Here is a 12,904-nt window from a genome sequence, read left to right on the forward strand (position 1 = left end):
CGCCCCGTCAGCGCGCGAGCCATGCGACGAATCTTTCGGTCTCCGTGATCAATTCGCGCATGCCGCGGCCGATCGGCACGTGCGCGCCCGCCGTCGCGTCCCGCAGCGCCTCGACCACCCACTTCCCTTCGCGCGCGGCCAGATGCTTGTTGAGATCGTCCACCTTGCCGCCCACACCCATCACCGCGAGAGCCACCTTCGCCCTGGTGGATTGGGCGGCATCGATGTGCCGCTCCACCTCGCGGTGGTTCATGCCGCCGGCGAGCAGGGTGCGCCTGGCTCGGCCCAGGCTCGCGGCCTCGACGGCGGACCGGCAGCAGGTGGCGACGAGCTCGTCGGCGATGGCCTGCGGCAGCTGCGGCGTGCGGACCAGTGCGCGTGCGTCGTCCAGGTAGCGGCGGACCGGATCGCTGGACACCCGCACCTCCACCACCGACCGGTCCCGGCGCTGCACCTCGAGCACGGTGGCGTCGAGCTGCATCCGGCGCACCGCCTCGGCGAGCCGCTCGTCGTGGGTGAAGACGACCACCTGCCGGGTCCACGCGACCGCGGCGAGCACCCTGGCCAGGCCGTCGACCTTGGCCGGGTCCATCGCCTGCACCGGGTCGTCGATCATGACGAAGCGGAACGGACTCTCCTCGACCGTGGCGCGCGGCAGGAACAGCGACAGCCCGAGCGCGTGTAACTCGCCCTGGCTCATCACGCCGAGCGCGGCACCGTCCACGTCGTCGACGGTGACGTCCAGGAGCACTCGGCGGGCGGTTCCGGCGTTGCCCTGCAACGTGATCGAGCCGAGCTCCACGTTGCTCTGCTGACGCAGGGTCTGCCAGACCCAGCGCGCGGTGGTCTCCAGCGGAGTCATGCGTTCGCCGCGCAGACCGGCGGTCGCGGACTTGAGCCAGTCCTCGGCCTTCTTGACCGTGCGCAGTTCGGCCGCGTGCGCGGCGACGTCGCGCGCGCCTTCCAGCCAGCTGACGATGCGCGGGACCAGCGGCGTCCACACCTCGTCGAGGCGGTCCAGTTCTTTGCGCGTGCCCTGCTGCACCAGGTCGAGTTCGTCGACCAGTCGCGCGTGGGCGCCGCGCAACCGGTCCGGCAGGTCGGCGGTGTAGTCCGCGGAGGTGAGCGCGGCCCAGTCGGCCCAGGCGCGGCGGACCGCGGAGGTGTCGACCGAGGGCGGGTTGCGCGGGTCGAAATCCAGTTCCGGCGGAACGAGATCCGGCAGCGAGCGGGCCGCGCGCAGCGCCTCGCCGAGTTCGGTGCGCGCGGTGGTGAGCGCGTCGACCCGGGCGGCGAGCTCGGCGATCGAGTCGTCCGCCGCGTGCGCCCACTCGTCGTCCAGGTCGCCGCGACCGCAGACCGGGCACGGGCAGGTACCGACGGCCTTGTGGTGGTCGCGGGCCCGGCGCAGCAACTCCAGCACCCGCCAGTCCGCCTCGGCGTCGGCCGTGGTGCCGCGGGCCAAGGCCGTGCCGCAGTCCGCGAGCCGGGCGGCCACCTGCGCCACTTCCGCCGCGGTGGGCAGGGTGAGCCGGACGATCGCGCGCAGACCCGCGGGACCGCCCGGATCGTCGAAGGTGCCCGACACCTCGCGCCCGACCGCGGCGAGGTCCGGCTGGGCGGGACGCAGCAGGCCGTTCACCCGGACGGCGCGGTCGTCGGCCACCGTCTCGAGCGCGTCCAGGAGTTCGAGGCGTTCCTGGCGGGAATCCCGCACGGCGCGTTCCAGTTCCAGGCGGCGCATCCGAATTCGCTCCTGCGCCAAGGTCAATTCGTCCAGACCGAGCAGCTGGTGCAGCGCGTCGAACAGGTCGCTCGGTTTGCCGTCGACCAGCGCGCCCAGCTCGCTGTAGGACAGGAACGGGCGGTAGAGCTCCAGCCGGCCCGCCCAGCGGTCCAGGTCGAATTCCGTTGGGGCGCTGGGCGGATGCTGTTCGGTCCAGGTCGCGTCGGGCAGGTCCGCGTCGGCCGCCCACTCCTTGCTGATGGTCAGTTGCGGCTTGCCGCCCGTGGTGAGCAGCTCCACCTCGATGCGGGCGGTGCCGCCGTCGTGCAGGTTGCGCCAGCCTTCCCGCCAGGCCGCGGATCGACCGTCCCAGCGGCGATTTCCGCCGGTGAACACCAGTTCGGCGGCCTCGGCGAAGCTGGATTTGCCGCTGCCGTTGCGGCCGACGACCAGGGTGAGTCCGGGCCCGGGCGGCAGTTGCAGTTCGGCCTGCGGACCGATGCCGCGGAAGCCGCGCACCCGGATGGCGCGCAGGAAGATCCCGCTGTCGTCGAATTCGGTTGCCCGATCATCGGTCTCGGTGCCGCCGAGGGCACGCAGGACGGTGCGGGCGACCGAGGGCGTCACCGAGGGATCCGCGGCGAGCCGACGCGTCACCACCTCGGTCAATCGCGGCACCGGGTCTGCGTCGGGACGCATTTTGGTCGGACCCCCTCCACCACCGAGCCGCTACACGTCCTCCGACCTCGTGCGCGGCGCCACTGTCGAAGCTCTGCGAAACGCTACCCGATCGCGCCGCATTCGCCCACCGGAGGCAATCGTCCGGTGGCCAGCGAATCTGCCCGCGGGGATGGATATGGCCATCGAAACGGCTGGGGCCGCGCCTCGATGTCCACCCCTCGCCAGCCCCGGCGGGCAGCTCGATGGTGTATCACCCGATTTGGATGGTTCGGTCGAGCCGAACAGGACAGAATGCCAGAGAACAACACTGTACGCAAGAGGTTTTCAGCGGTGAAAACCGGCACGGCGCAGTAATTTCCGTGCGAAACACACCGGCCGGATCGGCACTTGTCGGTGGCCTGCGGTAGAAATCCGGTCAACCGACGAACGGGGGAAGACATGACGCGCTGGAGCGAGGACCAGGTCACGGCGCTCGCGCCGGACGCGAGCTCGCTGTCGGCGGCGCGGAAACTGGCGAGTCGCTGGCGCGGCGCAGGCCGGCACGACATCGCGCTGTGGGGACTGTGCCAGGGCAGCGGCGCCAAGCCGTATCAGACGATCATCGATCTGTCCGGGCCCGCGTACAAGTGCTCCTGTCCGAGCCGCAAATTCCCGTGCAAGCACGCCTTGTCGCTGTTGCTCGAGTGGTCCGCGGGCCGGGTCGAGGACGCGCCGGCGATCGTCGACTTCGCCGCGAGCTGGATCGGCGGCCGGATCGCCAAGGCCGCTAAACCTACGGCCGAGGCCGGCGCGCGCACCTCGAATCCGGCCACCGCGGAACAGCGGCGGGTCCGGGTCACCGCGGGGCTGGCCGAACTCGACGTCTGGCTCGGCGACCAGGTGCGCACCGGCCTGGCGCAGGCCGATCGCTCGTACCGGGCGTTCGAGGCGATCGCCGCGCGGATGGTCGACGCGCAGGCTCCCGGCGTCGCGGCTGCCCTGCGGCAGTTGCCCACCGCCGTGGTGACCCGCCCGGACTGGCCGGACGTGGTGCTGCGCGAATACGCGCGGCTGCACCTGCTCGTCGCCGCGCATCGCCGGCTGGACGAGCTGCCGCCCGAACTGGGCGCCAGCGTCCGCGCGCACGTCGGTTATCCGAATCCGGCCGAATCCGTGCGCACCGAGCCGGCGGTGCGCGACCGGTGGATGGTGCTCGGCCTGCGGATCACCGAGGACGAGCGCCTCTACACCCGGCGAACCTGGTTGTACGGCAGGCAATCTCGGCGCTGGGCCGTGGTCGTCGACCACTCGTTCGGATCGCCGGGCTTCCCCGCGGACGTGCCGCCGCTCGGCCTGCTCGCCGACGCGGACCTGCACTACTACCCCGGCGCCGCGCCGCTGCGCGCGCTGTGGGGTGAACGCCACGGCGCGCCGGAGCCGTTCACCACGTTGCCGGCCGATCCGGACCGGCCCGGCACGATCGCCGCCGCGCTCGCCGATCACGCGGCGGCGCTCGGCGCCGATCCATGGCTGCGCGGGTGGCCGGTGCTGCTCGCCGACGTGGTCCCGGCGCACACCGAAAGCGGTTGGTACATCGCCGAATCCGACGGCACCGCGCTGCCGGTGGCGCCCACCGAGCAGCCGTGGCGACTGCTCGGCGTGTCCGGCGGGCATCCGGTGACCGTCGCCGCCGAATGGACCGGCGAGGGCCTGGTCCCGGTCTCGGTATTCACCGCCGGCGAGGTGATCGACCTGGCCCGGCTCGACCCGGTCGGCCGGAGCGCGCCGACTGCCCGAGCGGCACAGCCGGGCGGCGCGGCCGATCTCACCTCCGTCGCGCTGCTCGGCACCGCCCGCCGACCACCGGACCTCAGCGGCCTCGCCGCGCCGATTGCCGAGGCGGCCGACCGGCTACCGGCCGATCCGGCGCTGCGGCTGCTCGAATCCGCCGCGCTCCACGACGTTTTCGCGCGCGGCGGGGTACCGCCGGCCAGCGCGACCGCCCCCGAACCCGCCGAGGACGACCCCCGGCGGCTGCTGCCGCGGGTCGCCGCCGGTCGCCTCGCCCGGATGTTGCAGGAGAAGTCGCCGTTCCTGCCCGAATGGTTCACCGCGGCAACGCCGTACGACTATCGCGCGCCGGACGCGCTGTGCGGGCAACTGCTCGACCAGGCGAAGAGCAACGCCGAGCTGCGCGAGCCGCTGCTGCGCCTGGCCGGTGTCCGCGGCCGCTGGCTGGCGAGCCGGCATCCGGAATGGCGAAACCTGGTGCGCCGGCAGCCTGCCGCGGCACCCACCGAGGACGCCTGGCAGTTCGGTCAGCCGCCCGAGCGCCGGGCGTGGCTGGCCGAGCTACGCCGCCGGGATGCCGACGCGGCGCGCGAAACGCTCGCCGCGGCCTGGTCGAAGGAATCGGGTCCGTTGAAGGCGGAGCTGCTCGCCGTGCTCGCCGCCGGGATTTCGCGGGCGGACGAACCACTGCTGGAAGCCGGGCTGGACGATCGTCGCTCCGACGTCCGGCGGACCGCCGCCGGTCTGCTGACCCTGCTGCCGGATTCGGCGTTCGCGCACCGCATGACGCGGCGGGCCGGCCAGTGGCTGCGCGTCGAACACCGGCTGTTGCACACCGAACTCGTTGTCGCACTGCCCGATACGCTGGATCCGCCCGCGCAGCGCGACGGCATCACCGACCGCAGCGTGGAGTTCACCTATCGGTGGGGCGGCGCCCCCGACGTCACCGCCGGCCGGCTGCGCCAGTTGGTCGCGGCGACACCGCTCGACCACTGGGCGACCGTGCTCGGCGCGCCCGACAAGGCGGTCAAGGCCACCATCGACGACCGCTTCCGTCAGCCGGTGTTCGACGGCTGGGTGGATGCCGCGCTGGCCCAGCACGATTCGGTGTGGGCCCGGGCGCTGTTCGACGCGGGCGTGCCGACCGACGTCGCCATGCTGCGCAGGCGCGAGCTGTTCGCGCTGCTGCCGCAGGCCGACCGCACCCGCCACCTGCTCGGCCTGGACGGCTCCTGGCTCTCCGAGATCGAGGCGCTGCTGCCCGCGATGGGCCATCCGTGGCCGGAACCCTTGGCGCAGCACCTGATTCTACTGCTGTTCGAACGTGCCCGCGCCGCCGCCCGCCGACCCGAGGCACACGGCAACACCCCCAACGCGCACCGCTCGCTGCTGGCCGCGGCGTCGGTGCACCTACCCCTCACCGCCGCGAGCGCCGCCACCGTGGTGGCCCGCCGGTGCGGCGATCCCACCTGGGAACGAGCCTTCGATCAGCTCGCCCACGACCTCAACCACCGCTCGATGATGCTCGAGGAGTTGCAGTGACCACTACCGACGTGACGCCCGACCTGCTGCGTCCGCACGCCGAACAGGCCTACGCCGACGAACTGTCCGCCCTCGCGAGCGCCGACGAACGCCCGCGCCCGCCGTCTTGGCGGCTCTCCCCGTGGGCGGTGGTCACCTACCTGCTCGGCGGCACCCTCGACGACGGCACCGTGATCAGCCCGAAGTACGTCGGCCCGCGCCGCCTCATGGAGGTCGCGGTCGCGACCCTCGCCACCGACCGCGCGCTGCTGCTGCTCGGCGTCCCCGGCACGGCCAAAACCTGGGTTTCGGAACATCTCTCGGCCGCCATCTGCGGGGAATCGACGCTGCTCGTGCAGGGCACGTCGGGGACGGCGGAGGAGGCGATCCGGTACGGCTGGAACTACGCGCGGCTGCTCGCCGAGGGGCCGAGCGAGGGCGCGCTGGTGCCGTCGCCGGTGATGACCGCGATGCGCGCGGGTTCGATCGCCAGGGTCGAGGAACTCACCCGCATACCGTCCGACGTGCAGGACGCGCTGATCACCGTGCTGTCGGAGAAGACGCTGCCGGTGCCCGAACTCGGCACAGAAGTGCAGGCGGCCAAGGGCTTCAACGTCATCGCCACCGCCAACGACCGCGACCGCGGGGTGAACGAGCTGTCCTCCGCGCTGCGCCGCCGGTTCAACACCGTGGTGCTGCCGCTGCCCGCCACCGAGGACGAGGAGGTCGCCATCGTCAGCCGCCGGGTCGAACAGCTCGGCGCCTCGCTGGAACTGCCGAAGGTGCCCGCCGCGGCCGAGGAGGTGCGCCGGGTGGTGCGGGTCTTCCGCGAATTGCGTTCCGGCATCACGGCCGACGGCCGCACCAAGCTCAAGTCGCCCTCGGGCACCCTGTCCACCGCCGAGGCCATCTCGGTGATCACCAATGGGATCGCGCTGTCCGTCCACTTCGGCGACGGCATGCTGCGGGCCGGCGACATCGCCGGTGCGGTGCTCGGTTCGGTGATCAAGGATCCGGTCGCCGACGCCGTCGTGTGGACCGAATACCTGGAAGCCGTTGTCCGCGAACGGCCGGAGTGGTCCGACTTCTACCGGGCTTGCCGCGAGATCTCCGGTTGACGGCGGGACCACCAGGTAGAGGAGAAGGGGGTGACACCATGACACGAGCACAGAACGGCTCGGGCGCGCAAACCCGCGTGTTCGGCATCCGCCATCACGGGCCGGGCTCCGCGCGCTCACTTCGGTTGGCGCTGGAGGCCTTTCAGCCCGACACCATTTTGATCGAGGGACCCGCGGACGCCGATCCGCTGGTCGGGTACGTCGCGGCCGAAGGGATGGCGCCGCCGGTAGCCCTGCTCGCCTATGTGCCGGATACACCGGCGAAGGCGGCGTTCTGGCCGTACGCCGTGTTCTCGCCCGAGTGGCAGGCGCTGCGGTACGCCACCGAACACGATGTGCCCGTGCGGTTCTGCGATCTGCCCGCCACCATGGTGCTCGCCGCCGAGGAGGAGCCGGGCGACCGGTTCGACCCGCTGATCGAGCTCGCCGCGGCGGGCGGCTACGACGATGCCGAGCGCTGGTGGGACGCGGTCGTCGAATCCGCCCCCGACGCCACCGCTTTCGACGCGATCACCGAGGCGATGGGCGCGCTGCGCGAATCCGCCGAGCTGATCGCCGCCGAGCCCGAGCCGCTCGGCGCAACGCTGGACGACGACGGCACGGCGATCGAGGACCAGCTCGACGCCATCCATATCGACGCGCACACGCTGCGGCGCGAGGCGTACATGCGGCAGACGATGCGCAAGGCGCTCAAGGACGGCGCGGTCCGCCTCGCCGTGGTCTGCGGGGCCTGGCACGCGCCCGCGCTCGCGGGCAAGCTCGGACCCGCGGCCGCGGATACCCGGCTGCTGAAGGGACTTCCGAAGACGAAGGCCACGCTGACCTGGGTGCCGTGGACGCATTCGCGGCTGTCCACGATCTCCGGCTACGGCGCGGGCATCACCTCCCCCGGCTGGTATCACCACCTGTTCACCGAGACCGAGCGGCCGATCGTCCGCTGGCTCACCAAGGTGGCCGGTGTGCTGCGCGCGCACGATCTGCCGGTCTCCAGCGCGCACATCATCGAGGCGGTCCGGCTCGCCGACACCCTCGCCGCTATGCGCGATCGCCCGTTGGCCGGGTTGTCCGAGGTCACCGAGGCCACCCGCGCGGTGATGTGCGCGGGCGACGAGACCATGCTGCGGCTGGTGGTGAACGAACTCGTCGTCGGCGAGGCCCTCGGCACGGTCCCCGAGGGCACCCCGACCGTCCCGCTCGACGCCGACCTGCGGGCCCGGATCCGCACGCTGCGGATGAAGCAGGAGGCGCTGTCCCGGGTCCTCGATCTCGACCTGCGCAAGGAACGCGAGGTAGAGCGTTCGCGCCTGCTGCACCGGCTGCGCGTGCTCGACATCCCGTGGGGCACGCTCACCACCAGCGAGGTGCGCAGCACCGGCACCTTCCGGGAGACCTGGACGCTGGAATGGCGCCCGGAGTACGCGATCTCGATCATCGAGGCGTCCCGCTGGGGCACCACCATCGGCACCGCCGCCGAGGCGAAGATCCTGGACACCGCGAGCCGCGCGGACAGCACCGTCGGCGACCTGTCGGCCGCGTTGGAGGTCGCACTGCTGGCCGATCTCGGCGGCGCCACCGACGGACTGATCACCCGGCTGGAATCGGCGGCCGCGCTGGACCACGACATCACCCACCTGCTCGCCGCCCTGCCCGGCCTCGTCCGGACGCTCCGCTACGGCGATGTCCGCGGCACCGACACCAAGGCCCTGGCCCACGTCGCCGACGGCCTGCTGGTGCGGATCTGCGCCGGCCTACCCGGCGCCGTCACCGGCCTGGACACCGACGCGGCCACCGAGTTCCGCACCCTGCTCGACGCCGCCCACACCGCCATCAGCACCCGCGACGACGGCTGGGCCACCGGCGAATGGCTCGGCGCGCTGGGCAAACTCGCCGATCGCGACGACGTGCACGGCGCGCTCGTCGGCCGGGCCGTGCGGGTGCTCGCCGACGCTGGCATCATCGACGAAACCGATTCCGCCCGAAGGCTTTCCGCCGCCTTGTCGGTCGGCAACACCGCCGCCGCGAAGGCCGCCTGGATCGACGGATTCGTCGGCGGGCGCGGGCTGCTGCTCGTGCACGATCGGGAGTTGTTGCGCCTCATCGACGATTGGCTGGGCGCGCTGCACGAAGACCAGTTCGTCGAGACGCTCCCCTTGCTGCGCCGGACATTCGGTGCCTTCGAGTCGGGCGAGCGGCGCGCGATCGGCCGCGCGGTGCGCGACAACGGCGCCGTCGCCACCCGAGCCGCCGACGAGGGCGGCGGTTTCGACCTCACCCGCGGCAGTATCGCCCTGCGGACCGCCGCGGCCATCTTAGGAGTTCCGGTATGAACGCGGTCGATGAAACACAGGCGCGGCGTTGGCGTTTGGTGCTCGGCTCCGCCGCCGAGGAGGGGCTCGGCGGACTCGGCGACGGCGACGACGTCGCGATGGATCGCGCGCTGTCCGCGCTGTACAACAGCGACGAACGAAGCTCGGGCAAACGCTCCGGCGGACTCGAGGGCTCCGCACCCCGGGTGGCCCGCTGGCTCGGCGACATCCGCAACTACTTCCCCTCGACCGTCGTCGAGGTGATGCAGCGCGACGCGGTCCAGCGGCTCAACCTCACCCAGCTGCTGCTGGAGCCGGAGTTGCTCGAGGCGGTCGAGCCCGACGTGCACCTGGTCGGCACCCTGCTGAGCCTGAACCGGGTGATGCCGGAAACCACCAAGGCGACCGCGCGGATGGTGGTGCAGAAGGTGGTGCGCGAGATCGAGCAGCGCATCGCCGCGCAGACCGTCGCGGCCGTCTCCGGTGCGTTGAACCGGGCCGCGCGCGTCGCCCGCCCGCGGCTGCGCGATATCGACTGGGATCGCACCATCCGCAAGAATCTGGCCAACTATCTGCCCGAGCATCGCACCGTCGTGCCCGAGCGGCTGGTCGGTTACGGCCGCAAAGCCCAAGCGGTGCAACGCGATGTGGTGCTGGCCATCGACCAATCCGGCTCGATGGCGGCCAGCGTCGTCTACGCGTCCGTCTTCGGCGCCGTGCTCGCCTCCATGCGCTCGCTGAAGACCTCGCTGGTCGTCTTCGACACCGAGATCGTCGATCTCACCGACAAACTCGACGATCCGGTCGAGGTTCTCTTCGGCACCCAGCTCGGCGGCGGCACCGACATCAACCGCGCCATCGCCTACTCGCAGACCCTCGTCACCCGTCCCACCGATTCCCTCTTCGTGCTCATCTCCGACCTGTACGAAGGCGGTGTGCGCGACGAGATGCTGCGCCGGATCAACGCCATGAAGGAATCCGGCGTCCAGGTCGTCGTCCTGCTCGCCCTGTCGGACGAGGGCGCCCCCGCCTTCGACCACGACAACGCCGCCGCCCTGGCCGCCCTCGGCGTCCCCGCCTTCGCCTGCACCCCTGACAAATTCCCCGACCTGCTCGCCGTCGCCCTCGACCGCGGCGACCTGCAAGCCTGGGCGAACTCCACCACAAGTCACCACTGAGAATGCTGGTCATGTATTCTTCTATGTACATCACCAACATCGAAACCGGGGTACGCCATGACGGTGACACAGATCGATCTGGACGACGACGCGCTCGCTCAGACCATGACACTGTCTGGCGTCCGAACCAAAAAAGAGGCGGTCAACTTGGCCCTCCGCTTCTACGCCGAACAGCAGGAACGCGCTGCCCTGGTGCGCGAGCACTTCGAGCGCGCCCGCACCTGGGGTGCGGTGGCGGACGCCGAGCAACGCCATCTCGCCGAGAAAGCAGCTCACGATCGGTGATCTACCTACTGGACACCTCCGGGCTGGTCCGCCTGCTCACCGATCCGGCCATCCAGGCCGCCTGGGAGCAAGCCATCGTCGCGCAGACAATCGGATCCTGTTACGCACAGCGCTCCGAGTTCCTCTACAGCGCCCGTGACGCGTCGGAATTCGACGAGATCAACGAGATGTTCGCGCGTATCTATCCGGATGTATCGGTGCCGAAGCAGGCAGGCACATGGATCAATGCCGCGCAGTACCGCATGTCACGACAAGGCCAGCACCGCAGCGCCTCGGCCGTGGATCTGATCATCGCGGCAACGGCCGCCCATCACGGCCTGACCGTACTGCACGACGACAACGACTTCCGCACCCTCGCCAAGCACGCAACCGACCTGACCGAGCACAACATTCGTAATTTCTGAACGTCCCCATCACCCCGACAGGCTGGAGATGGCCGATCAATTGCAGTGCGATGCCGAGCAGGGTGGAGAGCGTGGTGAGGAATTCCATACAAGTCACCACCCAAATTTACAATGTACTCGTCATTCATACTATAAATATTGAGTCTGTTGTATCGACAGCTCGCAATGTAGGATGGAAGCATGAGTTCGGCACATGCCAAGGTGACCGGAAATGGTCAGATCTCGCTCCCCGCGGATCTACGCCGTCGGTGGGGCGCTTCTTCGGTACTCGTCATCGACCGGGGCGACTACGCGATCGTCCGGCCCATGCCGGACGATCCGATCAGTGCGCTGATGGGCGCCCATGCAGGCCCGGGACCGGACAGCGAGGAGGCTCGCGCAGCCGAACGAGCCGCCGAACCGACGAGCAGGCCGCGATGACCGTCCTCGACGCCTACGCGGTTATCGCGTACTTCCGCGCCGAGCCATCGGCCCGCGAAGTCGCGAACCTACTCGTAGAGCCCAGCGTTCTGTCCACCGCGAACGCCGCGGAAGTGATGGATCAACTCGCCCGCGTCTATGGGCGACATCCGGACGACATCGAGGCGGACATCGCCCTGCTCTCCACGATCGGCATGCGATTAGCTCCCGTGACCGCCCAACTAGGAGTGCTCGCGGGGCGTTTACGCACTCAGCACTACCATCGCGAACGCATGGCCGTAAGCCTGGCGGACTGCGTCGCTGCGGCCACCGCGCTGTCCGAGCAGCTTCCGCTGGCAACGGCGGACCCGGCACTCGCCGCAGTGGTGCGATCGGAAGGCGGCAAGGTCTATCCGCTTCCAGACAGCAAGGGCCGGCTGCCCTGAGCTGAACCCCATCACCCCGACAGGCTGGAGATGGCCGAGACCAGGTTGATCAACTGCAGTGCGATGCCGAGCAGGGTGGAGAGCGTGGTGAGGAATTCCATCGGGCTCCTATCTGAACGGGCGAACCGGACAGCTCAGGAGATCCTACGACAGGGGATGCGGCGGTGAGCCTGGTTCGACCGACCGGCGCACGGCATGTTTTCAGCTGGTCACGAGGGGTTTCGCAGCCACCGGGCCCATGACGCCCCAGGCGGTGGCGGCAGTCGGAACCAGCTTCGGATGCAGCAGTGCCGACACAGCCAGCAAACCGATCGCAACGATGACATCCAGCCAGTAGTGGTTGCCGGTACCGACGACGACCAGCGTGGTCAGCACCGGATGCGCCAAAACCAGCCAGCGCCATCGCGTGCGGGTCGCGGCGACCACGGCGAAGGCGAGCAGCAGCGCCCAGCCGACGTGCAACGAGGGCATGGCGGCGAATTGGTTGGACAGACCGCCGGATTCGGCCGAGCCGTACACGGATTGGCCGTGTACGGCGGCGAGATCGACGAAACCGTATTCCGGCAGCATGCGCGGCGGCGCGAGCGGCACCAGGACGTGCACGACGAGCGCGGCGGCGGTCAACGCCACCATCAGGTTTCGCGTCCATCGATAGTGTTCGGGCCGGAACACCCACAACCACAGCAGGACCGCCACCGCGACGGTGAAATGCGCGGTGGCGTAATAGAAGTTGGCCGGCACCGCGAAGGAGTCGTGCCGCACGAAGACCGACTGCAACGTCGTCTCCTCGGGCAGCCAGAGCCGATCCTCGAGCCCGAGCAGCCCACGGGCATTGCCGAACGCTCGCACAGTGTCGTCCGCGGTCACCATCCGGCCGACCCGATAACCGACATAGAGCACGGTGATCAGCACCAACTGCCCGATCGCCTCGCGACCGCGGCCGTGCACCGCCGCCCGCACCCGCTCGACCATCCCGCCCGGCGCGACCTCGAATCCGGCACCTGGTCCGCCAAGACCCACAGCCACCATTGCCCGCGGCCTCCTTCCCCGTCGAACCAGGCCGATCCCGG

General features: G+C 70.4%; 10 protein-coding genes. 8 read left to right on the forward strand and 2 right to left on the reverse strand.

The features are described from left to right. Positions 1-7: 7 nt before the first annotated feature. Positions 8-2,425 carry an AAA family ATPase gene (locus ACFYO1_RS31115; protein ID WP_387238452.1) on the reverse strand — a complete coding sequence of 806 codons (2,418 nt, stop codon included), beginning with the start codon at positions 2,423-2,425 and terminating at the stop codon, positions 8-10. A gap of 420 nt (positions 2,426-2,845) precedes the next feature. Between ACFYO1_RS31115 and ACFYO1_RS31120 the strand changes: the two genes are divergently transcribed. From ACFYO1_RS31120 to ACFYO1_RS31155, 8 genes are all read left to right on the forward strand, one after another. Next, a complete protein-coding gene (locus ACFYO1_RS31120) occupies positions 2,846-5,719 on the forward strand; it encodes an SWIM zinc finger family protein (RefSeq protein WP_387238455.1) in 2,874 nt (957 codons plus the stop codon). Continuing rightward, the gene (locus ACFYO1_RS31125) at positions 5,716-6,816 is read left to right on the forward strand and encodes an AAA family ATPase (RefSeq protein ID WP_387238458.1); all 1,101 of its coding nucleotides are present in this window, start codon (positions 5,716-5,718) and stop codon (positions 6,814-6,816) included. The genes ACFYO1_RS31120 and ACFYO1_RS31125 overlap by 4 nt, the downstream gene beginning before the upstream one ends. A 38-nt stretch (positions 6,817-6,854) precedes the next feature. Continuing rightward, a complete protein-coding gene (locus ACFYO1_RS31130; protein WP_387238461.1) occupies positions 6,855-9,143 on the forward strand; it encodes a DUF5682 family protein in 2,289 nt (762 codons plus the stop codon). Further along, complete coding sequence (locus ACFYO1_RS31135; protein WP_387238464.1) at positions 9,140-10,300, forward strand: VWA domain-containing protein; 1,161 nt, start codon at positions 9,140-9,142, stop codon at positions 10,298-10,300. The genes ACFYO1_RS31130 and ACFYO1_RS31135 overlap by 4 nt, the downstream gene beginning before the upstream one ends. 57 nt (positions 10,301-10,357) lie before the next feature. Further along, positions 10,358-10,585, forward strand: a complete 228-nt coding sequence (locus ACFYO1_RS31140; RefSeq protein WP_387238467.1) for a type II toxin-antitoxin system VapB family antitoxin — start codon at positions 10,358-10,360, stop codon at positions 10,583-10,585. Beyond that, entirely contained in the window at positions 10,582-10,989 is a 408-nt protein-coding gene (locus tag ACFYO1_RS31145) for a PIN domain-containing protein (RefSeq protein ID WP_387238470.1), read from the forward strand. Before ACFYO1_RS31140 ends, ACFYO1_RS31145 begins: the two co-directional genes overlap by 4 nt. 180 nt (positions 10,990-11,169) lie before the next feature. Further along, the gene (locus ACFYO1_RS31150; RefSeq protein ID WP_387238473.1) at positions 11,170-11,409 is read left to right on the forward strand and encodes an AbrB/MazE/SpoVT family DNA-binding domain-containing protein; all 240 of its coding nucleotides are present in this window, start codon (positions 11,170-11,172) and stop codon (positions 11,407-11,409) included. Continuing rightward, positions 11,406-11,834, forward strand: coding sequence for a PIN domain-containing protein (locus tag ACFYO1_RS31155; protein ID WP_387238475.1), 429 nt, complete (start codon positions 11,406-11,408; stop codon positions 11,832-11,834). The genes ACFYO1_RS31150 and ACFYO1_RS31155 overlap by 4 nt, the downstream gene beginning before the upstream one ends. Before the next feature lie 201 nt (positions 11,835-12,035). On the opposite strand, the gene ACFYO1_RS31160 is transcribed toward ACFYO1_RS31155, so the two are convergent. After that, entirely contained in the window at positions 12,036-12,863 is an 828-nt protein-coding gene (locus ACFYO1_RS31160; protein ID WP_387238478.1) for a phosphatase PAP2 family protein, read from the reverse strand. Positions 12,864-12,904: the final 41 nt, after the last annotated feature.

The sequence above is a fragment of the Nocardia sp. NPDC006044 genome (assembly GCF_042871115.1).
Lineage (GTDB): Bacteria > Actinomycetota > Actinomycetes > Mycobacteriales > Mycobacteriaceae > Nocardia.